The organism is Sediminicoccus sp. KRV36 (genome assembly GCF_023243115.1).
In the GTDB taxonomy this organism is placed as follows: domain Bacteria; phylum Pseudomonadota; class Alphaproteobacteria; order Acetobacterales; family Acetobacteraceae; genus Roseococcus.
On sequence record NZ_CP085081.1, the window covers coordinates 4,182,216 to 4,206,955 of the forward strand.

23 protein-coding genes are annotated in these 24,740 nt (G+C 70.0%); 11 read left to right on the top strand and 12 right to left on the bottom strand.

The annotated features are described in order from the left end of the window. Window positions 1-14: 14 nt before the first annotated feature. Window positions 15-281: a twin-arginine translocase TatA/TatE family subunit gene (locus LHU95_RS19825; protein WP_248708680.1), complete on the bottom strand. Its 267-nt coding sequence runs from the start codon at window positions 279-281 to the stop codon at window positions 15-17. A 297-nt stretch (window positions 282-578) separates the two neighbouring features. Here LHU95_RS19825 and LHU95_RS19830 point away from each other — a divergent pair, with 297 nt between their 5' ends. Together LHU95_RS19830 and LHU95_RS19835 are read left to right on the top strand one after the other, a co-directional pair. Continuing rightward, the gene (locus LHU95_RS19830; protein ID WP_248708681.1) at window positions 579-1,580 is read left to right on the top strand and encodes a TerC family protein; all 1,002 of its coding nucleotides are present in this window, start codon (window positions 579-581) and stop codon (window positions 1,578-1,580) included. 135 nt (window positions 1,581-1,715) lie between these two features. Next, window positions 1,716-1,904, top strand: a complete 189-nt coding sequence (locus LHU95_RS19835; protein WP_248708682.1) for a hypothetical protein — start codon at window positions 1,716-1,718, stop codon at window positions 1,902-1,904. Between the two features lie 78 nt (window positions 1,905-1,982). Here the strand turns inward: LHU95_RS19835 and LHU95_RS19840 are convergent, their stop codons facing one another. Together LHU95_RS19840 and LHU95_RS19845 are read right to left on the bottom strand one after the other, a co-directional pair. After that, a complete protein-coding gene (locus tag LHU95_RS19840; protein ID WP_248708683.1) occupies window positions 1,983-2,957 on the bottom strand; it encodes a tripartite tricarboxylate transporter substrate binding protein in 975 nt (324 codons plus the stop codon). A 74-nt stretch (window positions 2,958-3,031) separates the two neighbouring features. Then, window positions 3,032-5,332: a serine/threonine protein kinase gene (locus tag LHU95_RS19845; RefSeq protein WP_248708684.1), complete on the bottom strand. Its 2,301-nt coding sequence runs from the start codon at window positions 5,330-5,332 to the stop codon at window positions 3,032-3,034. Window positions 5,333-5,965: 633 nt separating this feature from the next. Here LHU95_RS19845 and LHU95_RS19850 point away from each other — a divergent pair. Next, entirely contained in the window at window positions 5,966-7,189 is a 1,224-nt protein-coding gene (locus LHU95_RS19850) for an MFS transporter (RefSeq protein WP_248708685.1), read from the top strand. Between the two features lie 49 nt (window positions 7,190-7,238). Here LHU95_RS19850 and LHU95_RS19855 read toward each other — a convergent pair whose 3' ends face one another. Further along, the gene (locus LHU95_RS19855; RefSeq protein WP_248708686.1) at window positions 7,239-8,456 is read right to left on the bottom strand and encodes an MFS transporter; all 1,218 of its coding nucleotides are present in this window, start codon (window positions 8,454-8,456) and stop codon (window positions 7,239-7,241) included. A 76-nt stretch (window positions 8,457-8,532) separates the two neighbouring features. Continuing rightward, window positions 8,533-9,165, bottom strand: coding sequence for a glutathione S-transferase family protein (locus tag LHU95_RS19860; RefSeq protein ID WP_248708687.1), 633 nt, complete (start codon window positions 9,163-9,165; stop codon window positions 8,533-8,535). A 181-nt stretch (window positions 9,166-9,346) separates the two neighbouring features. Between LHU95_RS19860 and LHU95_RS19865 the strand changes: the two genes are divergently transcribed. From LHU95_RS19865 to LHU95_RS19890, 6 genes are all read left to right on the top strand, one after another. Further along, the gene (locus LHU95_RS19865; RefSeq protein ID WP_248708688.1) at window positions 9,347-10,585 is read left to right on the top strand and encodes an Hsp70 family protein; all 1,239 of its coding nucleotides are present in this window, start codon (window positions 9,347-9,349) and stop codon (window positions 10,583-10,585) included. A gap of 27 nt (window positions 10,586-10,612) precedes the next feature. Beyond that, window positions 10,613-11,350: a dienelactone hydrolase family protein gene (locus LHU95_RS19870; protein ID WP_248708689.1), complete on the top strand. Its 738-nt coding sequence runs from the start codon at window positions 10,613-10,615 to the stop codon at window positions 11,348-11,350. Between the two features lie 94 nt (window positions 11,351-11,444). Further along, window positions 11,445-12,326 (top strand): TauD/TfdA family dioxygenase, encoded by an 882-nt coding sequence (locus LHU95_RS19875; RefSeq protein ID WP_248708690.1) that lies wholly within the window; start codon window positions 11,445-11,447, stop codon window positions 12,324-12,326. 351 nt (window positions 12,327-12,677) lie between these two features. Continuing rightward, window positions 12,678-12,914 (top strand): hypothetical protein, encoded by a 237-nt coding sequence (locus tag LHU95_RS19880; RefSeq protein ID WP_248708691.1) that lies wholly within the window; start codon window positions 12,678-12,680, stop codon window positions 12,912-12,914. Further along, window positions 12,911-14,650 carry a type I secretion system permease/ATPase gene (locus LHU95_RS19885; RefSeq protein ID WP_248708692.1) on the top strand — a complete coding sequence of 580 codons (1,740 nt, stop codon included), beginning with the start codon at window positions 12,911-12,913 and terminating at the stop codon, window positions 14,648-14,650. Before LHU95_RS19880 ends, LHU95_RS19885 begins: the two co-directional genes overlap by 4 nt. Continuing rightward, window positions 14,650-16,017: an HlyD family type I secretion periplasmic adaptor subunit gene (locus tag LHU95_RS19890; RefSeq protein WP_248708693.1), complete on the top strand. Its 1,368-nt coding sequence runs from the start codon at window positions 14,650-14,652 to the stop codon at window positions 16,015-16,017. The genes LHU95_RS19885 and LHU95_RS19890 overlap by 1 nt, the downstream gene beginning before the upstream one ends. Window positions 16,018-16,032: 15 nt before the next feature. Here LHU95_RS19890 and LHU95_RS19895 read toward each other — a convergent pair whose 3' ends face one another. The 7 genes from LHU95_RS19895 to LHU95_RS19925 all read right to left on the bottom strand — a co-directional run bounded on the left by LHU95_RS19895 (window position 16,033) and on the right by LHU95_RS19925 (window position 23,253). Continuing rightward, complete coding sequence (locus tag LHU95_RS19895; RefSeq protein WP_248708694.1) at window positions 16,033-17,148, bottom strand: YbfB/YjiJ family MFS transporter; 1,116 nt, start codon at window positions 17,146-17,148, stop codon at window positions 16,033-16,035. 78 nt (window positions 17,149-17,226) lie between these two features. Next, window positions 17,227-17,496: a hypothetical protein gene (locus tag LHU95_RS19900; protein WP_248708695.1), complete on the bottom strand. Its 270-nt coding sequence runs from the start codon at window positions 17,494-17,496 to the stop codon at window positions 17,227-17,229. A gap of 85 nt (window positions 17,497-17,581) precedes the next feature. Next, window positions 17,582-18,967 (bottom strand): HAMP domain-containing sensor histidine kinase, encoded by a 1,386-nt coding sequence (locus tag LHU95_RS19905; protein ID WP_248708696.1) that lies wholly within the window; start codon window positions 18,965-18,967, stop codon window positions 17,582-17,584. Between the two features lie 11 nt (window positions 18,968-18,978). Beyond that, window positions 18,979-19,659: a response regulator transcription factor gene (locus tag LHU95_RS19910; protein WP_248711593.1), complete on the bottom strand. Its 681-nt coding sequence runs from the start codon at window positions 19,657-19,659 to the stop codon at window positions 18,979-18,981. A 37-nt stretch (window positions 19,660-19,696) separates the two neighbouring features. After that, entirely contained in the window at window positions 19,697-20,776 is a 1,080-nt protein-coding gene (locus LHU95_RS19915; protein ID WP_248708697.1) for a trypsin-like peptidase domain-containing protein, read from the bottom strand. 127 nt (window positions 20,777-20,903) lie between these two features. After that, the gene (locus tag LHU95_RS19920) at window positions 20,904-22,079 is read right to left on the bottom strand and encodes an enolase C-terminal domain-like protein (protein ID WP_283094271.1); all 1,176 of its coding nucleotides are present in this window, start codon (window positions 22,077-22,079) and stop codon (window positions 20,904-20,906) included. Window position 22,080: 1 nt separating this feature from the next. After that, a complete protein-coding gene (locus LHU95_RS19925; RefSeq protein WP_248708698.1) occupies window positions 22,081-23,253 on the bottom strand; it encodes a CaiB/BaiF CoA-transferase family protein in 1,173 nt (390 codons plus the stop codon). 173 nt (window positions 23,254-23,426) lie between these two features. Between LHU95_RS19925 and LHU95_RS19930 the strand changes: the two genes are divergently transcribed. Both LHU95_RS19930 and LHU95_RS19935 read left to right on the top strand, forming a co-directional pair. Beyond that, window positions 23,427-24,206 carry an enoyl-CoA hydratase gene (locus tag LHU95_RS19930; RefSeq protein WP_248708699.1) on the top strand — a complete coding sequence of 260 codons (780 nt, stop codon included), beginning with the start codon at window positions 23,427-23,429 and terminating at the stop codon, window positions 24,204-24,206. A 301-nt stretch (window positions 24,207-24,507) separates the two neighbouring features. After that, window positions 24,508-24,699 carry a hypothetical protein gene (locus LHU95_RS19935; protein WP_248708700.1) on the top strand — a complete coding sequence of 64 codons (192 nt, stop codon included), beginning with the start codon at window positions 24,508-24,510 and terminating at the stop codon, window positions 24,697-24,699. The last annotated feature ends 41 nt before the right edge of the window (window positions 24,700-24,740 follow it).

Here is a 24,740-nt window from a genome sequence, read left to right on the forward strand (position 1 = left end):
GCCCGGTGCGCCGCTCAGGCGGCGGGACGGCCGGAGGCCGGCGTCGCGGCGGGCTGGGCCGTGCTGGCCGCGGCCTGCGGGCCGGCAATCGTGCCAGCCGGCGGGGCCGATTCCGCCGCCATCGAGGCGTCGCCCGGCTTTTCGTCTTCCTTGATGTTCGCCTTGAAGGACTTGATGCCCTTCGCGACGTCACCCATCAGGCCGCTGATCTTGCCGCTGCCGAACAGCAGCAGGACCACGACCAGAACGACCATCCAATGCCAAATGCTGAAAGAACCCATTGTCGCGCCTCGATCCCGTGGTGCTTATGTGGGCGGGAACCTAGTGCGGGCGCGCGCCAAGCGCAAACACCCTCCCGCCGATATTCCGTATGTGGGACGGCGATGCGGCCCGTGCAATACCAAATTCATTCAGCTTTCGTTCATCGGTAGCTTGCGTTCCCGTAAGAAATCCTCCATGTAGCGGCGATCCGGGCCCCTCTGGCGCGTGTGAAGGAAAACTTCACCCGCGCGATGTCGGATGTTTTTGCCATCACGCGGGGCAAAACCATCACGGCCCCGCCCAGAGGAGTTGAGATCATGGAATTCCTGTTGCTCGAATGGGTCGGCAAGCCGATCTGGATGTGGGGTGGCTTCCTGGCCATCGTCATCGCGTTGCTCGCCTTCGACCTTGGCGTACTGAACAAGACCGACAAGGAAATGGGCATCCGGGAAAGCCTCGTGCTCTCGGCCTTCTATATCGGCTTTGCCATCCTCTACGGCATTCTCATCTGGTGGGCCTATTCGGCCGGCCACATCACGACGAGCGACGGCACGCATGCCGGCGTCACCTACTTCACGGGCTTCTTCATCGAGAAGGCGCTCTCGATCGACAACGTCTTCGTGATCAGCCTGATCTTCGGCTACTTCGCCATTCCGCGGAAATACCAGTACCGCGCGCTGGTCTGGGGCATCATCGCCGTCATCATCCTGCGTGGCATCATGATCGCGGTGGGGGCGGCGCTGGTGCAGGAATATTCCTGGATCCTCTTCATCTTCGGCGCCTTCCTGATCGGCACCGGCATCAAGATGCTGATGGTGCCGGAAACGGAGCCGGACATCTCGAAGAACCCCGTGGTGCGCTTCATGAAGCGGCACATGCGCGTCTCCGACAAGCTGCACGACCAGAAGTTCTTCGTGCGCGAGCCGGATGAGAAGACCGGCAAGCTGGCGCTGACGGCGACGCCGCTGTTCCTCGCGCTGATCATCATCAACATCGCCGACCTGATCTTCGCGGTGGACAGCGTGCCGGCGATCTTCGCCATCACGACGGACACCTTCATCGTCTACACGGCGAACATCATGGCCATCCTCGGCCTGCGCGCCCTCTATTTCGCGCTGGCGGCGATGGTGCATCGCTTCGAATACCTGAAATACGCGCTGGCGATGGTGCTGGTCTTCATCGGCGTGAAGATTTTCTGGAACCAGATCTTCGGCAAGCTGGACCCGGCCTTCTCACTCGGCGTCACCGGCGCGCTGATCGCGGGCGGGATCATCTTCTCGCTCTACAAGACGCGCGATCAGGCTGCCGCGCGGCACTGAGCTGGGCCGCACCGGATGGGCAGGGGCGGCGTCCACGGGGCGCCGCCCTTTTTCATGCGCGCAACCGGGCGGCCGGCAGCGCGTTCAGAGCGGACCCCCACCCATCCGGCCCAGCGCCGCCAAGGTTATCCGCTCATGATCCGCGCCTTCTATCTCCTCCCGCTGCTCGCCCTCGGCCTCGCGGCCTGCGAGCCGGCCCCGGGCCCGGCCCAGCGCGCCGGCCAGAGCCTGGACCGCGCCGCAGATGCGGTGCGCGATGCGGTGGACCCGCCCAGCGGCCCCGTCGAACGCGCCGGCCGCGCCGTGGACCGCGCCACGCGCTGAAGGCCCGGCCGGCCTGGCCGGGCCTGCAAAGCCCTCCCGCGCATCAGGCAAGCCCGGGTGGCCCCGCGCGCGCCGGCGTCAGCTCTCGGGGCGAATATTCAGCCGCCGGATGATCGGCCCCCAATGGGCCACCTCGGACTGGATCAGCGCCCCGAGCAGGGCGGGCGGCGTACCGAGCGGTTCGAAGCCGGCGGCTTCCAGCGTGCGCCCCGTCTCGGGGTTGGACAGCGCCCGCCCTGCCTCCTGCGCGAGCCGGGCGACGCGTTCGGCCGGCATGCCGGGGGGCGCGAAAAGGCCGATCCAGGCATAGATGCCGGCACCCGGCTCACCGGCCTCGGTCAGCAGCGGCACATCCGGCAATTGCGCCATGCGCGCATCGCCGGAGATGGCCAGGGCCCGCACCTGGCCGGCCCGGGCCTGCGCCAGCACGGCGCCCGCCGCCGCGGCCATCAGCTCGATCCGCCCCGCGACGATTTCCGTGACGCTCTGCGGCACCGAGCGGAAGGGGATATGCGTCATCTCCAGCCCGTGCCGCGCCGCCATCTCGGCCACCAGCATGTGGCCGGTGCTGCCGGCACCGACCGAGCCGTAATTGAGCCGGCCCGGATTCGCGCGGGCATAGGCCACCAGCTCGGCCACGTTGCGCACCGGCACATTGGGGTTCACCGCCAGCACCAGGGGCATGCGCGCCAGCAGCGAGACAGGCTGCAGATCCGTCACCGGATCATAGCCCAGCGCCGGGTTGAGGATCTTCGCGATGGAGCCGGGGCCGCCGATCGTCACCCCCAGCGTGTGCCCGTCCGTCGCGCGCGCCGTGGCTTCGGCGCCGATGGTGCCGCCGCCGCCGGCGCGGTTGTCGATCACGAAGGGGTGGCCAAAGGCCTGCTGGAAATGCGCGGCGGCGGCGCGCGCCGCGATATCCGGGGTGGAGCCGCCCGGGAAACTCACGATGATCCGCACCGGCCGGTCGGGCCAGGTGGCCTGGGCCAGGGCCGGCGCGGCGAGGGCAAGGCTGGGCAACGCCACAAGGGCGCGGCGCGGGAGTTTCTTCATCAGGCATCCTCCAAAATCGGGAGGCTTATAGGCGAGGCCGTGCCACGGCGAAAGCAAATCGCCCGGGCGGCGGGTCAGGGCATCGTCTCGATCATGGCGGCGCGGGTGACCAGGCGCCGGCCTTCGGCGCGGGCCTGCTGCATGGCCCCGCGCAGCGCCTCGGTCAGTGAATCCACGCTTTCCTCCATGGGGCGTGGCGCGGCGAACAAGGCACCCTCCGAGGCGACGACGATGAGCAGCTCAAAGCCGAACGGCTCCGAGATGATCCAGGGAAATGCAGGGGTGGTCTGACTCATCATCCGGCGCTCGCCGGCGTGCATCGGCAGATCTCCGAGCAGCCGCAGCGCCTGGCCGTCATGCATGACGAACCAAAGGTTGATGGTGGCCGGCCAGTCCGGCATCTCGAAATCCAGCGCGAGACGCTCATTGTCGCGCAGGCGGCTGGCGCGCGGTGTGATGCGGGGCGGGGCATGGGCCTCTGTCAGCCCGGGCCGGATCGCGGCCAGCAGGGGGCAATAGGGGGCGTCGAAGAGGCTGGCCTCGATACGGGGTGAGAGGCCAGCCGCGACCAGGCCCTCGCGCAGGGGGGCTGCGTCGCGCTGGTGCAGGAAGCCGGTCAGGGTCAGGGCATCGCCCTCGCGGCGGGATTGCAGCAGGCCGCAACGATCCGGCGCCTGGACGTCGGCCAGGGCAGCCTGAATGGCGGCTTCACGCTGGGCCGGATCGGGCTTTGGCGGCGCCGGCGGGATCAACGCGAGGGCTGTGGGGGCCGAAGGCGCGGCTGGTGCGAGCGGGGACATGACATTCGCCGCTGGGGCCGCCGGTGCCGGTGCTGGCGGCGTGATATTGGCCGCAGATGCGGCCGGTGCCGGCGTGGCTGGCGTGATGTTGGCTGGTGGTGCGGTCAGTGCCGGGGCAGCCGACGTGACGTTCGCCGGAGGTGCGGCCAGGACCGGTGCGGCCAGCGTGGCGCTCGCCGCGGGTGCGGGAGGTGCCGGCGTGACGCTCGCCAGAGGTGCCGCCACACCTGGCGCGGTCGGTGCAAGAGTTGCCGGAGTTGCGGCGGGTGTCGGAGTGCCTGGCGTGACGCTCACGGGAGGTGCGGCCAGTATCGGCGCGGCTGGCGCGACGCTCGTCGGAGGTGGGGTCGGTGCCGGAGTGGCCGGCGCGATGTTGGTCGGAGGTGCGACCAATGCCGGGGCGGCCGGCGTGACCGCGGGCGGCGGCAACAAGCCCACCGGAGCGGGCGTTGGCGTCGGAGTCAGCAGCGGCGTCTCAAGTCGCGCCACGGCGGCGGGGCGCGGCGGCTCGGCGTTGTTGGCGATTGGTGCGGGACCGGGCGCCGCCGGTTCGGGGCCGCCGATCAGGGTCAGCGCCAGCGCGATGCCGATGGCCGCGACACCGCCCGCCGCCGCGAATTTGATCCAGCCGCGCGCCGCAGGGGGCGGGATGACGGGCGGGATGACGGGCGGGGGCGGGCTGCTGGGCCCAACGCCCTGGGCCCGCGTGGCGTCCCGCAGCGCCGCCGCGAAGCTTCGCGCATCCTGGAACCGCGCCTCGGGCCGCTTGCTCAGCGCCCGCCGGATCAGCGCGTCGAACGCCGGGGTGGCGCGGGCGGCGCGCTGCGAGGGTGGCAGGGGTTCCGCCGCGAGGATCTGGGCCTCGATCGCCGCAGGCTCGCCCGTGAAGGGCTCCTCCCGCGTCAGCATCTGGTAGAGCACGATGCCTGCCGCCCAGAGATCCGTGCGTGGGTCCGGCGCGCCGCCGGTGAACTGCTCGGGCGCCAGGCCGCCGGGGTGGGCGATGCGCTCGGCCGCGCCCCGCGCACCGAGGATCAGCGTCGCTTCGGCATCGTCTGTCGGTTGGCGCAATGGCGTCGCGCGACCGAAACCGGCCAGCTTGACTTCGCCCCGGCCGGAGGGCTCGGTCAGCATGATGTTGGCCGGTGTCACATCCCCATGGATGATGCCCTGGTCGTGACAGAAAGCGAGGGCGTCCAGCAATTGCCCCATGATCCGCGTCATCTCGGCGAGGGATGCGTCCGGGTTGGCCTGCAGCCATTCGCGCAGCGTGCCGCCTTCCACGATTTCCATCACCATCCAGGCGGATTGGGCATCAGCGCCGACATCATGGATGCCCAGGATATGCGCGTGCCGCAGGCCGCCCGCCAACTGCGCCTCACGCCGGAAACGCTGGAAGTCCTGTTGTTGCGCGGCATCGCCGGGTGGCGGTGCCGGGAGCAGCCGGATGGCGACGCGCCGGCCGAGGATGGTGTCGAAAGCGGCCACGACGCGGCCCATCTCGCCATGCCCCAACTCCCGTTCGACCTGGTATCGGGGGGGGATGCCGTCAGAAAGCCCGGATGATCCGCTCAATGCATCCTCCTCGCCGCTTGCCGCTGGGGCCGGCGCTGGCCGTGCCTTGCGGCGGCTGAACCGCCCAGCCCACGCGGCCCGGCCTGGCTGTTCCGCGGCGCGGCAGCGTCACCCGGCACATGGCAAAAGGGGCCGGGCGTCGCCATCGCCGGATCGCCGGGCGAGGTGACGCGCCAGGGGGCCCTGGGATCGTCCCGCACTGCCTTGGCCCTGCGCTTCACCAGGAGATGCTTCCCTTCCGCGAGGCGATGCTATCCGCGCGGTGCCCGATCCGAAAGCGAAAAGGCGCCCTTGCATCCCGGCATCCGGCCTGCAACGGCCGATTACGCTGCGGCTTCGCGCCCGTGGCGGGGCCGCGCCTGTGCTCGCCTTCACCGGGGGGCGGATCACTGAAATCGGGCTGGCCATGCGGCTGCTTCGTGCTGCGGCGCGCCTGCCGGGCGCCCCCGGCCGGGGCTGCCCTCCATGCCGGCCACCAGCGCACATCGCCGGGCTCCCCCGATGGCGCGCGGCGGCTGGTAATGCATAAATGCCCGCCCCCGCGCGCAAGGCCTGGTCGAGGATGCTGAGCTTTCCCCATGGGCGTTCAAGCGCCCCGGCTTGCGGCGCCCCGTCTTCAGGCGCCGCTCCCCCTTGCGGTGCACCCTGATCGCCATGCCCCGGCCGGACATCACGGTCTTGCAGCGCCTGCTCGGCACGGCCGAATACCGGCGGCTCTGGATGCTGGGCGGCATCGCCAATGCCATGCGCTGGCTGGAGCTGCTGGCCGCCACCCTCTGGACCTTCGAGGTGACGGGCTCGGCGCTCGCGGTTTCCGCCGTCGCCATGATGCGCGCCTTGCCGATGATGCTGCTGGGCGCCGTCGCGGGCGCCCTGGCCGAGCGGATGGATCGCCGCCGCCTGCTCATCGCCCTGCAGGCGAGCTCGGCGCTGGGTGCTGGCAGCGTGGCGCTGCTGGCCGCACTGGGCTGGCTGGAGCCCTGGCACCTGATGCTGCAAGGCCTGCTGGCCGGCCTCGCCTGGGCGGGCGAGATGGCGACGCGGCGGCGCATGGCGGCCGATGCAGCCCCCGCCGGGGACCTGGTGCCCGCCGTCGCGCTGGACACGCTCACCGGCAGCACGACGCGTGCCGTGGGGCCGCTGCTGGGCGGCGTGATCTATCAACTCGCCGGCATTTCCGTAGCGGCCGGCATCGCCTTCGCGCTGCATCTCGTGGCGCTGCGCCTGGCCACGCGCATCCCGCCGCCGCCGCGCAGCCGGCACGGTGGCAATCCCTTCGCCGGGATTGCTGAGGCGGTGCGCCTGGTGCTGGGCCTGCGCCCGTTGCGCCTGGTGCTGGGGGTGACGCTGCTGATGAATGTCTTTGCCTTCAGCTACAATTCCATCCTGCCGGCCTTTGGCAGCCTGGCCTTCGCCGCCTCCAGCGCCGCCATCGGCCTGCTGGCGGCGGCCGAGCCCTTCGGCGCGCTGCTGGGCGGGCTCTGGCTGGCGCTTGGGCGCCGCACGCCGCCGGGGACCATGCCGCTCGTGCTCGGCTCGGTACTATTCATGCTGCTGCTGATCCTGGTGGCGTTCAGCGGCAGCTATGCGCTGGCCTGGCTGCTGCTGGCACTGGGCGGCCTCGGCACCGCGCGCTTCGCCGCCATGCAGACCTCGGTCGTGATGACGGCGGCCCCGGCGGAGATCCGCTCCCGCGTGCTGGGGCTGGTCACCACCTGCATCGGCATGGGGCCCTTCGGCGTGCTGGCGATCGGCGCGCTGGCGGATGGGGTAGGCCCGCGGCTCGCCATGGCGGTGATGTCCGGCCTGGGCCTGGCCCTCATGGCGCTGCTGATGCTGAACGAGGCGCGGCGCTGAAGCGGCTGGCCGAACGCGATGACGTTGAAACCGCATCGGCCTGCCCGGGTCACGCCTGTTTCGAGTGGCCTCGCACGGAATCTGCGCCGGCGGCCACCCGCCGCAGCAGCCACAGCCCGGCCAGCGTGACCAGCGCCAGATGCCCAAAGGCCAGCGCCCAGGCCAGCGGGTTGTCAGCACCCATCCCGTCCAGCGCCAGGCCCACGCCAACCGGCCCGAAGAAACCCCCAGCATAGCCGCACATGCTGTGCAGCCCCATGGTAGCGCCGCGCAATTCCGGCCCCGCCGCCTGCACCGTGCCGGCCGTGAGTGCCGAACTGTCGAGGTAGATCGCGGCATTCCACAACAGGACGCACAAGGCCGCGAGCGGCGCCGAGACCAGCGGCGAAAACCCCGTCAGCAGCGACATCACGGCCCCGGCACCCATCGCCCAGGCCACCACGCGCGCGCGGCCGAAACGCTGCGCCGTCTCATTGCCGGTGACGGAGATGGCGATGCCGGCCAGCCCGGCCGCGGTGAAGAGCGCGGTGGGGCCCGGCAACCAGGCGGGCGCGCCCTCACGCGTGATGGTGAGGGCGAGGAAGGTCACCGCCCAGGCGCGCAAGGCCGCCAGCTCCCAGGTGTGCACGGTGTAGCCGATGATCCAGCCGGTGGCGGCGCGGTTGCGCAGCACGGGCCGGAAATCCAGCAGGCGCCGCGCCGGCCCCTTCGCGCGGGGCGCCGTGCGGGGCATCACCACCGCGCCGATGCCGAAGGCGACCAGGGCGGCGCCGCCGCTGAACAGGAAGGCCGCCTCCGGCCCGCCCAGCCCCGCCCAGAAGCCCGCCACCGCAAAGGAGATGGCGCCCGCGATCCCCACCCCCGCCGCATGCCAGGACACGGCGCGGGATTGCGCATTCCCCTCCAGCCGCTCGGCGATCACCTTCAGCCCTGGCATGTAGCAGCCGGCCCAGCCGATGCCCGCCATGGCGCGCAGCAGCAGGCCGCTCCAGAACCCCTCCGCCAGCAGGGCGAAGCCCAGATGCGAGGCGGCGGTCAGCCCGGTGCCGAGCAGGTAGATGCGCCGCGCCGGCAGGCGATCCGTCAGCGCGACCAGCACCGGGACGACCACCACATAGGCCGCGAAAAACGCGCCGATCAGCCATCCGGCCTCGGTCGCGGAGAGGGACCAGCGGCGCAGATATTCGGGCAGCAGCGCGGGCAGGGTGAAGGCGCCGATCTGCGTCAGCACCTGGGCGGCGATCACGGCGATGGCGAAGCCGCGCATCGCGTCAGGCCGGCGGCGCGCGGCGCGCTCTTGGGCGCGTGTGCATCATGGGCCGCGCGGTGGGGGCTGCATGGCCTCAGGGCAGCCCGTTGCGGATATGGCGCCGAAAGGCCGGGCGTTCGGAGAGCCTGGCGTAATAGGCCTCCAGCGCGGGCATGGGGCTGCGTTCCACGCTCTTCATCGCGAACCAGCGATGCACGACGAAGCCGGCCGGGATATCGGCGAGGGTGAAGGCATCGCCACCCAGATGGGGTGCGTCGCGCAGCGCCGCGTCCAGCACGCCCATGCGCCGCGCATATTCATCACGCCCCAGTTGCACGAAGGAGGCGCGGTTCCAGGGGGCGAGCCCCAGCTCGCCGCCCAGATAGGCGCCGCGCATGGGCATGGACATTTCATAGGCCACCCAATCCATCCAGGCCTCGATGCGCGCGCGTGCGGCGAGCGGGGTGGGATACAGCGCCTCCGCCGCCTCCCGCGCCGCGAGGTAGCGCAGGATCACATGGGATTCGCGGATCACGGCCGGGCCATCCACCAGCACGGGCACGGTGCCGAGGGGGTTGAGCGCCAGGAATTCCGGATCACCGGTCGGCCGGAAACCGCGCCCCCAATCCTCCTGGGTGAAGGGCAGCTCCAGCTCATCCAGCAGCCAGAGCACCTTGCGGACATTGAAGGCGTTGTGGCGGCCCAGGAGCCTTAGTGTCGGTTGCATGGGGGGAGCGTCGCGGCAAAGCCGCGCGGGAGCAAGGGGCGGCAAAGCCGCGCGAGAGCAAGAGGCGGCAAAGCCGCGCGGGAGCAAGAGGCGGCAAAGCCGCGCGGGAGCAAGGGGCTACACAAGGCGGCGGCAAGGCCGTGCCTGGACAAGCGGGCGGCAAGCCGGTTCAAGCTGCGCCATGCAGCCCATCATCGGAATAGACTTCGGCACCACGAATTCGGTGGTGACCGCCCTTGGCGCCGACGGCACCGTGCGCGTACTGCGCCGCGCCACGGAGGAGGTGTTCCGCTCCATCCTCTGCTTCTGGCGCGATGGCGCAGGCCATCTGCGCCATGCGGCCGGGGCCTCGGGCATCACCGCCTATCTGGAGGATCCGCTGGAAGCGCGGCTGATCCTCTCGATGAAAAGCTACCTGGCGCAGAAAAGCTTCCAGGAAACGCGCATCCTGGGCCGCCCCTACGGGCTGGAGGCACTGGTCGGCCTGTTCCTGCGCGAATTGCTGTCGCCCTTCGCCACGGAGCTGGCGGGTGCGCGCGTCATCGTCGGCCGCCCGGTGCGCTTCGTGGGCGAGACGGCGGATGATGCGCTGGGCCAGCGCCGCCTCATCGCCGGCTTCGCCGCCGCCGGCCTGGCCGATGTGCAGGTGGAGCTGGAACCCGCCGCCGCCGGGCATCGCTTCGCCGCCAGCCTGACCGAGCCGGCGACGGTGCTGGTCGCGGATTTCGGCGGCGGCACCAGCGATTTCTCGCTGCTGCGCTTCGAGCCGGGGCCACCGGTGCGCGTCATCCCGCTCGGCCATGCGGGCGTGGGCGTGGCGGGGGATGCCTTTGACTTCCGCATCATTGACCATGTCGTCTCGCCGCTGCTGGGCAAGGGCGGCAGCTACACGGTGATGGGCACGGAACTGCCCATTCCGCCCGGCTGGTATGGCAGTTTCGCGCGCTGGCACCTGCTCTCCCTGATGCGGGCCCCGCGCACCCTGCGCGACATCGCCGATGTGGCGCGCAACGCGGCCGAGCCGGCGCGGCTGCATCACCTGATCCGCCTGATCGAGGATGAGGTGGGCTATGAGATGTATCGCGCGATTTCCGGCGTGAAGGCCGCGCTCTCGCGGGCGGCGCAGGCGCGGCTGCAATTCCGCCACGCGGATTTCGTGCTGGATGCCGAGGTCACGCGCACGGATTTCGAGGCCTGGATCGCGCCGGAACTGAAGCAGATCAGTGCCGCGGTGGATGCGGCGCTGGCCGATGCTGCGCTGGCCTCGGGTCAGGTGGACCGCGTCTTCCTCACCGGCGGAACCTCGCTCGTGCCGGCGGTGCGGGGCCTCTTCGAGCAGCGCTTCGGCCAGGCCCGCGTGGTGGCCGGGGGCGAATTCGTCTCGGTGGCGGAGGGGCTGGCCCTGATGGGCCGGGGGTGACAGCCTCCTGCGATACGGAGGACGCCGATGATCGAAACCACGCTCGATATCCCGACGCGCGATGGCGCGATGGAAAGCTTCATCTGCCACCCCGAGCGGCACGGCCCGCACCCTGGCGTGCTCATGCTGATGGACGCGCCCGGCATCCGCGAGGAGCTGCGGGACATGGCGCGGCGCCTGGCCAGCATCAGCTTCTACGTGGTGCTGCCCAACCTCTATTACCGCGCGGGGCGCGACAGCGTCTTCGGCCCCGGCGTGCTGCAGCAGGGCGACCCGGAGCGTGAACGCATGCGCGCCATCCGCACGCGGATGACCATCCCGCCCGTCATGTCCGATGTGGCGGCGATGCTCGCTTTCCTCGATACCCAGCCGGCGGTGAAGCCGGGTGCGGTCGGCACGCATGGCTATTGCATGAGCGGGCCCTATGCGCTGGCCGCCGCCGCGCGCTTCCCGGGGCGCATCGCCGCCGCGGCCTCGATCTACGGCACCTGGCTGGTCAGCGAGGCGGAGGAAAGCCCGCATCTGACGCTCGGCCAGGGCCGGGCCGAACTCTACATCTGCTGCGCCGAGCATGATGAACTGGCGCCCCTGCCGATGGTGGCGGAACTCCAGGCGCTGTTCGACGCCTCGGGCGCGGCGGGCGAGCTGGAAATCCATTCCGGAGTGCATCATGGCTTCGCCTTCCCGCAGCGCTGGTGCTTCGACAAAGCCGCCGCCGAGCGCCATTGGGAGCGGCTGATCGCACTGTATCGCCGCCGGCTGTGAGGCCCGCGCCGCCCGGATGCTCTTGACAAGGCCGATACTCTTGACAGGGCGGGGCGCCCGGCAGGACGCTTGCGCGGCGTTCGGAGAGAAACCCATGCTCACCGTCACCCCGCTCAAGCCCCAATTCGGCGCCCGCATCGAAGGCGCTGATCTCAGCCGCCCCCTGACGGAGGCGGAATTCGCCGTGCTGGATGCGGCCATCGCCCGCTACGGCGTGCTGGTCATCCCCGGGCAGGAGATTGATGACGAGCAGCAGATGGCATTCGCCGCGCGCTTCGGCCCGATCGAGCAGACGCGCGCCGTGGTGGATGTGGACAAGCAGCGCCTGGCCAATGCCCGGATGAACGACATCTCGAACCTGGATGAGAAGGGCGAGATCCTGGCGGCGGATGACCGGCGGCGCTTCTTCAACCTGGGCAACCGGCTCTGGCATTCCGACAGCAGCTTCAAGGCGACACCCGCCAAGCATTCCCTGCTGCATGCCCGCAGCATCCCCCCCGAGGGGGGCGAGACGGAATTCGCCGATACGCGCGGCGCCTGGGAGGCACTGCCCGCCGCCCGCCAGGAGGAGTTGCGCGCCCTGGTCTGCGACCATTCACTGATCTATTCCCGCGCGCAGCTGGGTTTCGGCGAATTCACCGAGGCCGAGCGCCGGATCTTCGCGCCCGTGCCGCAGCGCCTGGTGCGGCGCCATGTGGAATCCGGCCGGACGGCGCTGTTCCTCTCCTCCCATATCGGCCGCATCCATGGCATGGCCACACCCGAGGCGCTGATGCTGATGCGGGACCTGCTGGAGCACGCGACGCAGCCGCAATTCGTCTATACGCATCGCTGGGCCGTGGGCGATCTGGTGATGTGGGACAACCGCTGTTCCCTGCATCGCGGCCGGGCCTATGACGACAAGCGCCACAAGCGCGACATGCGGCGCGTCACCCTCTCCGATGTGGCGCCGACGCTGGAGCAGCAGGCGGCGTAGCGCCCGGCCCAGGCACAGGCCCAGGCCCGGCCCGGTTCACGCAATGCGGACCCGTGGGGCCAGCCCCTCGGGCACCCCGGCAGGCAACCGGCTTCCTGCATCTTCAGCAATGGCACTGGCCTTTCCGCAGCCTCTTAGCGGTTTGGCAACCTGTGTACCGGCATCTTGCCGGGCGCGATGCTGCCCTTGCCAGCCGGCATCACCGGGCTGAGGACCGACTGGCGCAGGCTGTGATCCGGATGGCCGCCCCCGGGGTCAGCAATGGGGCCAGGAAGGGGTGCCGCGTGGATGCGCCATGCCTGAATTTTCTGGACAAGTATGGCCTGATCTGTTTAAAAAAAGAAATTCTGGTTGATCCTTTGCACGATTTCGTCCCGAGGCCACAAGCCAAAGGCGCAAAGCCGAAGTGGCGACGCCGCCGCCAAAGTATTCTACGATGCGGCCTGCGGCGCGGTGGAAACCGTGGTGGCAGGTCATGAAAAGCTGTGGCAGGCCAGGCGCCTGCCGTTCCACAACAGGTGGAAAAAGGATGTCAGGTTGATGGTCGGTCTTGCTCCGGATGGCTGTGACATGGGTTGCATGACATGAGCGGGTCGCAAGCCGCCCGTGGGCAGCTGCCGCTGGCCGAGACGCCGCTGGGCAAGGCGCTGGCCGTCTGCCGCCGTCAATTCTGGCTGGTGGGTGCCTTCTCCGGCATCGTCAACCTGCTGCAACTCACCGTCTCGATCTACATGATGCAGGTGTTCGACCGCGTGCTGGCCACGCGCAACACCGATACTCTCATGTATCTGACGCTGGTCGCCATCTTCGCGCTGATGATCCTCGCCATGCTGGAGGCGGTGCGCAGCGTCATCATGCAGCGCATCGCCGCCTGGGTGGAGCAGCGCGTGGCACCCGAGGGCTTCATGCGCGCGGTGGAAGGCCAGTTGCGCGGCGGCAATTACCGGATGGAGGCCCTGCGCGACCTTGGCGTCTGCCGTGGCTTCCTGGGCTCCCCCGGCATGCTGGCGCTGTTCGATCTGCCCTGGGTGCCCGTCTATATCGCGCTGGTCTTCCTGCTGCATCCGATGCTGGGCTGGCTGGCGCTCGGCGGCGCCGTCGTTCTCTTCATCCTGACGCTGACCAATGAGGCGATCACCTCCAAGGCGTTGCAGACCGCCGGCGTCGCGGCCATGCAGGGGCACCGGCGGGCCGAGGCCATCGCCCGCAATGCCGAGGTGATCGACAGCATGGGCATGATGCCCGCCGTGCTGAAACGCTGGCGCGGCGCCTTCACCAATGCCCAGGCCCCGCAGGAAACCGCGGCCGACCGCGCGGCCATCATCCTCTCCCTCATCAAGTTCTTCCGGCTGACCATCCAGCTGGCGGTGCTCGGCCTTGGCGCCTGGCTGGTGCTGCAGCAGGAGCTGACCTCGGGCGCTTCCATCGCCGCCTCCATCGTGATGGGCCGCGCGCTGGCGCCGGTCGAGCAGGTGGTGGGGTCCTGGAAGCAGCTGGTCCAGGCCCGCGCGGCGCTGCGCCGGCTGAAGGTCTTCCTCACCCTGCCCCGGCTGCGGCCGCCCGGCATGCCCATGCCCGCCCCGGAGGGCGCGCTCTCGGTCGAGCGGGTCAGCTACAATTTTCCGGGCCAGAATGTCTCGATGATCAAGGGCGTGAGCTTCGCCCTCACCGCCGGCGAGAGCCTGGCCATCATCGGCCCTTCCGCCGCGGGCAAGACCACGCTGATCCGCATGATCATCGGCACCCTGCCGGCCACCGCGGGCCATGTGCGCCTGGATGGCGCCGATGTGTTCCTCTGGCAGCGCGAGGATTTCGGCCGCTACCTCGGCTATCTGCCGCAGGATGTGGAGCTGTTCGAGGGCACCGTCTTCGAGAACATCGCCCGCCTTTCCGAAGCCGAGCCGGAAGCCGTCTTCGAGGCCGCGAAGCTCGCCGGCTGCCATGACATGATCCTGCGGCTGCCGGCCGGCTATGAAACCGAGATCGGCGACAGCGGCGCGCATCTCTCGGGCGGGCAGCGGCAATTGGTCGGCCTTGCGCGCGCGCTGTTCGGCTCGCCCCGGCTGGTCGTGCTGGATGAGCCCAACAGCAACCTCGATGGCGACAGCGAGGCCGGCCTCGCCCGCGCCTTGCAGCAGATGAAGGCGCGCGGCGTCACCGTCGTGCTGGTCTCCCACCGCCCGGCCCTGGTGCAGGAGGTGGACAAGGTGCTGGTCATGAAGGATGGCGCGGCCGAGCTGTTCGGCCCGCGCGCCGAGGTGCTGAAGCGCCTGGCCGGGCCGCCGCGCCCGGTGCAGCTGGCCTCGGCCGGGGGCGGTGCGTGATGCTCGACACCACGCAAAGCCCTCCGCCGCTTCGCCCCGCACCCGCCCGGCCGCCAGCGCCCCCCCCGCCGGTGATCGAGCAGGAGGCGCCGCGCACCCGTGGCGTCGTGCTGTTCGGCATGCTGGTCATGTTCGGCTTTTTCGGTGGCTTCATGGCCTGGGCCGTCTTCGCCCCCCTTTCCGAGGCGGCGATCGCCCCCGGCATGATCAAGGTCGAGGGCACGCGCCGCACACTGCAGCACCTTGAAGGCGGCATGGTCCGCGAAATCATGGTGCGTGACGGTGACCAGGTGCGCGAGGGCCAGGTGCTGATGCGCCTCGATGACGTGCAGTCGGGCTCCGCCGTGGCCGGGCTGGTCGCCCAGCGCGACGCTTTCCTGGCCCAGCAGGCCCGCCTCACCGCCGAAATCGCCCGGGCGGACGGCATCACCTTCCCGCCCGAACTCATCGCCTCGCGCGAGCCGCGGGCGATCGAGGCGATGGCCGGCCAACGCGCGCTGTTCCAGGCCCGCCAGGCCAGCCTGGCCAGCCAGCTCTCCGTGCTGGCCAATCGGCGCGAACAGGCCGTGGGCACCATCGCCTCCGCCCAGGGGCAGATCGAGGCCGCGCGGCGGCAGCTCGCCTTGCTGGTCGAGGAGGAGGCGATGCGCCGCGGCCTGGTCCGCCAGGGCCTTGCGCGCCTGCCCGAGCTGCTGGCCCTGCAACGGCAGCTGGCCGCGACCGAGGGGCTGATCGCCGATCTCACCGGCCAGATCCGCCGCGCCAATGCCGCCGTCGAGGAAGCCGAGAACCAGACCCGCCAGGCAGTGGACCAGCGCCTCCAGGAAGTCGGCACCGAGCTGCGCGAAGTCGTCGCCCGCTTCTCCGACGCCGAGGAGCGCCTGCGCGCCGCCGCCGATATCTCCACCCGCCGCGATATCGTGGCGCCGGAGGATGGCACCATCGTCAATCTGCGGGTCTTCAACCTGGGCGCCGTGCTCCGCCCCGGCGATCCGGCGATGGAGCTGGTCCCCGTGCGGGACCGGCTGATCGCCGAGGTGCAGGTGCAGCCCATGGATATTGACGTGGTCTTCACCGGCCTGCCCGCCGAAATCCGCCTGCCCGCCTTCAAGCAGCGCCTGGTGCCCTTCCTGCATGGCGAGGTGAGCTTCGTCGCACCCGACATCACGGTGGACCCGCAGACCCGCGCCAGCCATTACCGCGCGCATATCCGCATTGATGCCGACCAGCTGGCCCGGCTGCCCGCCGTCTTCCTGACGCCCGGCATGCCGGTGGAGGCGCATATCCAGCTCGGCTCACGCACCTTCTGGCGCTACATCACGCAGCCGGTGGTGGATAGTTTCCAGCGGGCCTTCCGGGAGCCCTGAGCGGGGCTTCCCCCCTCAGGGGCGGCGCGCGGCCAGGAGTGCCAGGCCGGACAAGGCCAGCCCGAGGCCAAATACGACGAGATGGCTCTCCCCCGTCGCGCCGAACACGGCGGCGAGGGCGAAGGCGGCGCCGGCCTGCGCCAGGGCATAGGCGATGGTGGCTTTGACCCAGAGGCCACCCGCCGCGGCACCGGCCGCCTCACGCGCCCAGGCGAGGGTGACGGCCGAAACACCAACCCCGGCGAAGCCCCCCAGCAGCGCCGCCAGGATCAGCGCCGGCCACCAGGGCAGCAAGGCCAGCGCGAGCCCCAGCAGCTGCACCCAGAGCCAGAGCCGCGCCGCCCGGGCGCCGCCCAGACGATCCGCCAGCCGCCCGCCCAGCAAGGTGCCGGCCAGCGCCCCCAGGCCGAAGACCAGCCACATCCCGCTGCCGGCAAAGACGCCCAGGCCAAAACCGCGCGCCGCGAGATCGGCCAGATACACCATATGCGGCACCATCCCCGCCCCGGAGAGCGCATAGGCCAGCAGCAGCCCGGGCACGCGCGGCACCGCCTGGGCCGGCCCCTGCCCGCCCGCATCCCGGGGGAAACGCGGCTGCGCGAAGGCCCAGAGCAGCGCCGTCAGCGCCGCGATCCCCAGCCAGCCGGCACTCGGCCCCGCGTGCAGCAAGGGCGGCAACAGAAGCGAGCCGAGCACGATGCCGCCCGCCACCCCACTGACCACCACGCCCGAGGCCGCGCCACGCCGCTCGGGCGGCACGGCCCGCTGGATCGCCGGCCCGGCCAGGGACATCAGCACCCCGCCCGCCAACCCCGCCAGCAGCCGCCAGGGCAAGAGCCAGGCGAGGCCCCCCGGCACCGCGCTGGCCAGCAGCGAGATCAGCGCGCCCGCCATCCCCAGCGCCAAGGCTGGGCGCGTGCCCATCAGCCGGCCCAGCGCCTGTGCCCCCATGGCGCCGCCGACATAGCCCGCCAGCGCGGCGGCGCCGAGCATGCCGGCCTCGGCCCCCGTCACCCAGCCGGCCGTCACCAGCGCGGGAAACAGCGGAACGAAGGCGAAGCGCGCCAGCCCGATGCCGACACAGGTGGCGGCCGCCCCGGAGAGCGCCAGCGGCAGGAAGCCAGCAGTCACGCGGTCAGGACCGCGCAGGCGGCGGAAGCATTTGCAGCGCCGCGCGGCGCCCATCGCTCAGCCCCAACCGGCGCTGGTCTAATCGCCCCGTGCCTCGGCCCGGGTGGCGCGCAGGGCGCGGCGCAGCTTGGCGATACCGGTGCGCACATGGCCCGAGGCGCAAAGCCGGCGCCCCTCCTCGCCCAGGCCGCGCGAAATGTCACCCATCGGCGCCGGGCTGGCGGCCAGGCGGGCGGCCAGGGATTCGCAATACTCGGCATTCTCGGTGGAGATCCGCGGCGCCGCCTCATCCGCCCGGGCAGAGCAGAGCGCGAACAGCACGACGGGCAAGGCCAGGATGCGAAGCATGGAACATACATGCGCCGTGCGGCGTCTCGCCGCGATGGGCCGGCCGTGAAGCCTTGGTCATGCGGCAAAATCCAGCGATTGACCGTTACGGCGGCGGAAGCCACAGCGCCACCTTCAGGCCGGGGGGCACGGCGCCCGGCACGGCATCGGCCAGCATCACCTCCCCGCCATGCAGCTGCGCCACCGCCCGCACCAGTGCCAGGCCCAGCCCCGAGCCCGGCAGGTTGCGCGAGGCATCGGCCCGGAAGAACCGGTCCATCGCCCGGGCCCGATCCTCGGGCGAGAGGCCGGGGCCGGAATCGCAGACGGCGATCTCGATCCCCGCCTCGTCCTGCCGCGCGGTCAACCGCACCACCCCGCCGCCCGGCGTGAACTTGATGGCATTGTCCAGCAGATTGGCGACGGCCTGGAGCAGCAGGTCCCGGTCGCCCAGCATGGGCAGGTGCTCGGGCATCTCGGTCTGCAGCACCTGCTCGCGCGCTTCGGCCATGACGTCGTAGAATTCGGCCGCATCGCGCAGCACCTCGGGCAGGTCGAGCGGGGCGAAGGCGGCGCGGCGGGCGCCGGCCTCGGCCTCGGCGATGCGCAGCAGGGCCTGGAAGATGCGGGTGATGTTGTCGAGATCGGCGATGCCCTCCTCCACGGCGGCGCGCAGCGCATCCTCGCTGGCCGCGGTGACCAGGCTTTCCTCCAGCTTGGCGCGGGCGCGGGCGATGGGCGTGCGCAGATCATGCGCGATGGCATCCGCCACACCGCGCATGCCCGCCATCAGCGCCGCGATGCGGTCCAGCATGGCGTTCATCGTCGCACCCAGGCGGTCGAACTCATCCCCCTGGGGCGAAATCGGCACGCGTTGCGAGAAATCCCCCGCCGCGATGCCCTGCGCGGTGGCAACGGCGGGGCGCATGCGCTGTTGCAGCGCGCGCCGGATCACCGCCGCCCCCATCACCGCGAAAATCAGCACCGCGCCGAGCGACCAGGCCACCCCTTCGGTCAGCAGCAGGCGCAGCTGCACCCGCTCGCTTTCATCGCGGCCCACCAGCAGGCGCAGCCCGGGCAGGTCACGCCGATGGACCCGCGCCTCGGCCGTCGCGCCATCATGCTGGATGCGGGTGCGGAACCAGACGCCCTCCTCGCCGATCGCGGTCGGCCAGATGGTCAGATTGCCGGCGAGCTTCACGCCCGCCGCATTCACCAGGAGGTAGATCGTCTCATTCTCGGCATCGAGGGAGAGGCGCTCCTCGATCGCCTCGATCAGCCCGCGCGAGCCGGCCTCGCGGTAGCGCTCCACCAGGGCCGAGGCATCGGTGCGGATGGCGGCGATGGTCTGGCGGTCGAGCGCGCCGGCCGTGGCCCACCACAGCACCGCGACCAGGAAGGCCGCAGCGACCGAGAAGATCCCCACGAAGAGCAGGGCGAAGCGGAACCCCGCCGACTGCAGCAACCGCGGCGGCTGGGCCGCGCGCGGCATGGTCGGCCCGCTCAGGCTTCGGCCCGGATCATGTAGCCGGCATTGCGGACCGTGTGGATCAGCGGCTTGTCGAAGCCCTTGTCCAGCTTCTGCCGCAGCCGGCTGACATGCACGTCAATCACATTGGTCTGTGGGTCGAAGTGATAATCCCACACCTTCTCCAGCAGCATGGTGCGCGTCACCACCTGGCCGGCATGGCGCATCAGATGCTCCAGCAGGCGGAATTCGCGGGGCTGCACGTCAATCTTGCGGGCGCCGCGCGTCACGGTCCGGCTGAGCAGGTCCAGCTCCAGATCGGCCACGCGCAGCTTGGTCACCGGCGCCTCGGAGGAGGGGCGGCGGCCCAACGCCTCGACGCGCGCCAGGAGCTCGGCGAAGGCGAAGGGCTTGACCAGATAGTCATCGCCGCCGGCCTTCAGCCCCTTCACCCGCTCATCCACGGCCGACAGGGCGGAGAGGAACAGCACCGGCGTGCGATTGCCCTGCTGGCGCAGCGTCTCCACAAGCCGGACCCCGTCCACGCCGCCGGGCAGCATGCGGTCCAGCACCAGCATGTCGAAGGATTCCGAGGCCGCGAGGAACAGCCCGTCACGCCCATTGGCGGCGTGCTCGACCGTATGCCCGGCTTCCTGCAGGCCCTTCTTCACGAAGCGGGCCACCTCCACATCGTCCTCCACCAGAAGGATGCGCATCATGTCTTCTTGTCCTTCATTCGAGGCCCGATACCTGTCATCCCGGGCCGGGCGGCCGGCGGCCCACCTGTAGCGTCACTTCCTGGGTGCGGCCATCGCGCAGAACCGTCAAGCGGACATTCTGCCCGGGCGCCACGGCGGCCACGCTGCGGATCAGCCCGCGTGAGGTTTCCGTCCGCTCGCCATTGATGGCCAGCACCACATCCCCCGGGCGCAAGCCCCCGCGCCCGGCGGGGCCGGTGCGCTCCACGCCGGCGATCAGCACGGCGCGCCGGCTGGCGCGCGGGTCTTCCGCCACCAGGTCCTGCACGGAGACGCCCAGCCAGCCGCGCTCCACCCGGCCATCGCGCCGCAGCGTCTCGATCACTGGACGCGCGAGGTCGCTGGGGGTGGCGAAGCCGATGCCGGCGCTGGCGCCGGAGGGGGAGTAGATGGCCGTGTTGATGCCGATCACCTCGCCCGCCATGTTGAACAGCGGGCCGCCGGAATTGCCGGGGTTGATGGCGGCATCGGTCTGGATGAAATCATCGAAGGGCCCGGCGCCGATATCGCGCCCGCGGGCCGAGACGATGCCCGAGGTGACACTGCCGCCCAGGCCGAAGGGATTGCCCGCCGCCAGCACCCATTGGCCGATCCGCATCGCCGCACTGCTGCCAAAGGAGACGGCCACCAGCGGCGTGCGGCTCTCCACCCGCAGCAATGCGAGATCGGTCAGTTCATCGCCGCCGATCACGCGCGCGGGGAGTTCCTGCCCGCCCTGCACGCTGACCATGACCCGCTGCGCCTGGCCGATCACGTGGTTGTTGGTGACCACGAGCCCCGAGGGATCAATCACGAAGCCCGAGCCCGCACCCTGCACCCGCTCCCGCCGGCCACGGAAATAGCGCTCGAAGGGCGTGCCGCGGAATTCGGGGGGCGGCGTGACATTCTGCTCACCGCTGACGGCGATATTCACCACCGCGGGCAGCACGCGCTCGGCCAGATCGGCGAAATCGGGGAAGAGGCCGCGCTGCGCCACGGCCGAGCCGCTGCCGCAGCCCGCCAAGGCGGGCGGCAGCATGAGAGCGCCCAGCACGGCCTGCCGGCGGCTCAGGAAGGGGATGGAGAGCGGCGGCATCTTGGGTCCGGCGGTTCCTTGGGCGGGGGGCCGCCCGCGAATCGGGCCGGGCGGCGCTTTCAACATGGCGCATGATCGGGGCAGACGGGGGGGCGATGCAAGCATCGCCGCTGGCCCCCGGGCGGCGCTACAGATCCTTCAGCACGGCCCAGAGGTCATTCTTCGCCTCGAAGCCGATGCCGGGGATATCCGGCATGGCGACGCGGCTGTTTTCGACCGGCACGCCACTGGCGAAGCCGCCGAAGGGCGCGAAGACCTCCGGATAGCTCTCATTGCCGCCGAGGCCGAGGCCGGTTGCGATATTCAGCGCGAATTGATGCCCGCCATGCGGCACGCAGCGGCGGCTGCTCCAGCCATGCTCGCGCAGCATCGTCAGCGTGCGGAGATATTCCACCAGCCCGTAGGAGAGGGCCGGGTCGAATTGCAGGATGTCGCGGTCCGGGCGCAGCCCGCCATGGCGGATCAGGTTGCGCGCATCCAGCATGCTGAACAGGTTCTCACCCGTGGCGATGGGCGGGCCGTAATGCTCGGCCAGTGTCGCATGGGTGGCGTAATCCAAGGGGTCCAGCGGCTCCTCATACCAGCGCAGGCCAAAGCCCTGGATGGCGGCGGCGTAGCTCAGCGCCGCATGCAGGCCAAAGCGGCCATTCACATCCACGCAGAGCCGGCTGCCATCGCCATCGAGCAGCTTCAGCACCGCCTCGATCCGGCTGACATCCAGCAGCAGCGCCTCGCGCAGCGGCATGCCGGGCGAGCCGCCGATCTTCATCTTCACCACGGAATAGCCCATGCCGAGATAGCGCTTCATCTCCTCGACCAGGCCATCCACATCCTTGCCCGGATGGTAATAGCCGCCCGCCGCATAGACCCAGGCGGTCGCATCGCTCTGACCGCCATTGTAGCGGGTGCTCAGGAGTTTCCAGAGCGGCACGCCGGCCAGCTTCGCCGCCGCATCCCACAGCGCCATGTCGAGCACGCCGACAGCCACCGAACGGTCACCATGGCCGCCGGGCTTCTCGTTCTTCATCATGGCGGTCCAGGCGGGCGTCGGGTCGAAGCCGCCATCCGCATGGCCGGGCAGTTCGCCGGCTTCTTCCAGGCGCGGGATGAAGCGCTCGGTCAGCAGGCCGGGCTGGGCATAGCGGCCATTGCTGTTGAAGCCATAGCCGGTGGCCTTGCGGCCATCGCCAGATTCCACGGTGATGGCGACGACACTCGCCGTCATCTTGGAGAAATCAATATAGGCATTGGCGATGGCGCTCATGATGGGCACCACGCCCTGGCGGATGGAAATGATCTTCACGTCAGATCGCCTTCTGCGCCTTGAGTGTCGCGATTTCCTCTGCCGTGAAGCCGAATTCGGCCAGCACTTCATCGGTGTGTTCGCCGCGTTCCGGCGTGGGGCGGCGGCCGCATTCCACACCCTCGATCTGCATCGGCGCCCGCACCACGCTGATGGTGCCCAGCAGCGGATGCTCGATGGGCATCTCCATGCCCAGATGCTTCACTTGGCGGTCGGCGAAGACCTGGTCCATGGAATAGACCGGGCCGCAGGGCACGCCGGCCTCGTTGAAGCGCGTCACCCAGTATTCGCTGGTATTGGTGCCGATCACGGCCTGGAGCATGGCGTTGGTCTTCACGCGGTTCTTGCTGCGCAGCTTGTCGGTCGCCACATCCGGGTCCTTCGCCGCTTCCTCGATGCCGAGCACGCCGACGATGCGCTCCCACATCTGCTGGCCGCCACCGGCGAGGTTGACGACGCCATCGGTGGTGGAAAACAGCCCCGTGGGCGTCGTCGTCGGGTGGTCATTGCCGGCCTGGCCGGGGATGTCCTGCTTCATGGTCCAGCGGGTCGCCTGGAAATCCATCATGCCGATCATGGCTTCCAGCAGGCTGACATGCACCCAGCGGCCCTTGCCCGTGGTCTCGCGCTCCAGCAGCGCCACCATGATGCCGAGCGCGCAATAGAGCCCGGCCGTCAGGTCCGCCACGGGAATGCCGGCGCGCACCGGCCCCTGGCCGGGCAAGCCGGTCACGCTCATCAGCCCGCCCATCCCCTGCGCGATCTGGTCGAAGCCCGGGCGCTTGGCATAGGGCCCGGTCTGGCCGAAGCCCGAAATCGAGCCGAGCACGATGCGCGGATTGATCTTCGAGAGCGTCTCGTAATCCACGCCCAACCGGTTCTTCACATCGGGGCGGTAGTTTTCCACCACCACATCGGCCTTCTCCACCAGGCGGTGCAGGGTGGCGCGGCCCTCGGCGGATTTCAGGTTCAGCGTCATCGCCCGCTTGTTGCGGTGCAGCAGCTGGAAATCCGAGCCATGCCGCTCGCCACCCAGGCCCTTGCCGGTATCCACCTCATCGGTCGCTTCGATCTTGATGACATTCGCCCCCCAATCGGCGAGCTGGCGCACGCAGGTGGGACCTGAGCGGACGCGGGTGAGGTCGAGGACGGTGAAGCGGCTGAGCGGCATCATGCGGCGGGGTCTCCGTTGGGTTGCGATGGCCGCGGGCGTGAATCGCCGGGTTGACCATCGCTTCACCGGCATCTTCCACCGGCGGCGGTTCGCTGCAACCCTGTCAGCGAAAGCAATCCGCCCGATGCCCGCGACGCGGCACCCGGGCGGGCCGAACCCAGGGGGATTCCAGCATGTCCGACGAATTACTGATCGAGCGCCGCGAAGGCATCGTCTTTGTGACACTCAACCGCCCGCAGGCGCGCAATGCGCTGACCTTCCCGATGTATGAGGGGCTGGCCAGGCTCGCCACCGAAGCCAATACGGATGACAGCGTGAAGGTCATCGTCATCACCGGCGCGGGGGAGAAGGCCTTCGCCGCCGGCACCGATATCAGCCAATTCACCAATTTCCGCACGGCGGAAGATGCCCTCGCCTATGAGGCGAAGATTGATCGCATCATGACGGCGCTCGAAACCTGCGTGAAACCCACCATCGCGGCCATTGCCGGCGCCTGCACCGGCGGTGGGGCGGGCATCGCCTCGGTCTGCGACCTGCGGATCGGTGCGGCCAATGCGCGCTTCGGCTTCCCCATCGCCAAGACGCTGGGCAACTGCCTCTCTATGGCGAATTACGCGCGGCTGGCCACCATGATGGGCCCGACGCGGGTGATGGACCTGGTCTACACCGCGCGGCTGCTGAACGCCGAGGAGATGAAATCCGTCGGCCTGCTCAGCGAAATCCTGCCCGATCACGCGGCGCTCCAGGCGCGCGCCATGGAATTGGCGACGACGCTGACCCAGCACGCGCCCCTCACCATGCGCGCGACCAAGGAGGCGATGCGGCGCCTACGCGCACCCCTGCGCGAAATCCATGGCGATGACCTGGTGGAAATGTGCTTCACCAGCGCCGATTTCGCGGAGGGCGTATCCAGCTTCCTGGCCAAGCGGCCGGCACAATGGCAGGGGCGCTGACGGGCGGCTGCGGCGGGATCGAGGGGCCAGCCCCTCGAACTCCCCGGCAGGGTGAAAACCTGCGTGGTTTTCACAGTTTCCTGCACCTTCATCCGTGGATGCATGCGACCGAAGGGCCAAGATACTCAGTTCCTTGGTAGGGTTGGCCGCAAGGCGGAGACAAGGCGAGAGGGGAAAGTCCTCTCCCTTCCTGGCCTTTTCCAGCCGCCTTCAAAGGCAGGGGCAGCGAAGGCGCCTCCCGATCCAGGACATTGGTTCCGCCGATTGGCCGGCGCACGCGCAGCGCCGGCATATCATCGGCATGCAACAGCGAAACGTCACCCTCGGCCTGAGTCTCGTCCTGGTCACCGGCTTTATCCTGACGCTGCGCATGCCCGCGCCGGCGCCCCGGCCTGCCGCATTTTGCCTGGAGATCGCGCTCCAGGCCGCACCGGGGCGGCTGGTGTCGTGGGCCCAGAAGGGGGCAGCGGCGCTGCTGCAATGCGGCGAGTGACGGCGCTGGACGCATGCCGGGGCGGCCGATAGCCTCCGGCG

Coding starts and splice junctions, on each gene's coding strand:
- LHU95_RS19890 (WP_248708693.1), top strand. CDS start 14,650: ATGCTCGACACCACGCAAAGCCCTCCGCCGCTTCGCCCCGCACCCGCC.
- LHU95_RS19840 (WP_248708683.1), bottom strand. CDS start 2,957: ATGAAGAAACTCCCGCGCCGCGCCCTTGTGGCGTTGCCCAGCCTTGCC.
- LHU95_RS19830 (WP_248708681.1), top strand. CDS start 579: ATGGAATTCCTGTTGCTCGAATGGGTCGGCAAGCCGATCTGGATGTGG.
- LHU95_RS19905 (WP_248708696.1), bottom strand. CDS start 18,967: ATGCCGCGCGCGGCCCAGCCGCCGCGGTTGCTGCAGTCGGCGGGGTTC.
- LHU95_RS19885 (WP_248708692.1), top strand. CDS start 12,911: ATGAGCGGGTCGCAAGCCGCCCGTGGGCAGCTGCCGCTGGCCGAGACG.
- LHU95_RS19865 (WP_248708688.1), top strand. CDS start 9,347: ATGCAGCCCATCATCGGAATAGACTTCGGCACCACGAATTCGGTGGTG.
- LHU95_RS19855 (WP_248708686.1), bottom strand. CDS start 8,456: ATGCGCGGCTTCGCCATCGCCGTGATCGCCGCCCAGGTGCTGACGCAG.
- LHU95_RS19900 (WP_248708695.1), bottom strand. CDS start 17,496: ATGCTTCGCATCCTGGCCTTGCCCGTCGTGCTGTTCGCGCTCTGCTCT.
- LHU95_RS19925 (WP_248708698.1), bottom strand. CDS start 23,253: ATGATGCCGCTCAGCCGCTTCACCGTCCTCGACCTCACCCGCGTCCGC.
- LHU95_RS19935 (WP_248708700.1), top strand. CDS start 24,508: ATGCAACAGCGAAACGTCACCCTCGGCCTGAGTCTCGTCCTGGTCACC.
- LHU95_RS19910 (WP_248711593.1), bottom strand. CDS start 19,659: ATGCGCATCCTTCTGGTGGAGGACGATGTGGAGGTGGCCCGCTTCGTG.
- LHU95_RS19825 (WP_248708680.1), bottom strand. CDS start 281: ATGGGTTCTTTCAGCATTTGGCATTGGATGGTCGTTCTGGTCGTGGTC.
- LHU95_RS19835 (WP_248708682.1), top strand. CDS start 1,716: ATGATCCGCGCCTTCTATCTCCTCCCGCTGCTCGCCCTCGGCCTCGCG.
- LHU95_RS19860 (WP_248708687.1), bottom strand. CDS start 9,165: ATGCAACCGACACTAAGGCTCCTGGGCCGCCACAACGCCTTCAATGTC.
- LHU95_RS19870 (WP_248708689.1), top strand. CDS start 10,613: ATGATCGAAACCACGCTCGATATCCCGACGCGCGATGGCGCGATGGAA.
- LHU95_RS19915 (WP_248708697.1), bottom strand. CDS start 20,776: ATGCCGCCGCTCTCCATCCCCTTCCTGAGCCGCCGGCAGGCCGTGCTG.
- LHU95_RS19875 (WP_248708690.1), top strand. CDS start 11,445: ATGCTCACCGTCACCCCGCTCAAGCCCCAATTCGGCGCCCGCATCGAA.
- LHU95_RS19930 (WP_248708699.1), top strand. CDS start 23,427: ATGTCCGACGAATTACTGATCGAGCGCCGCGAAGGCATCGTCTTTGTG.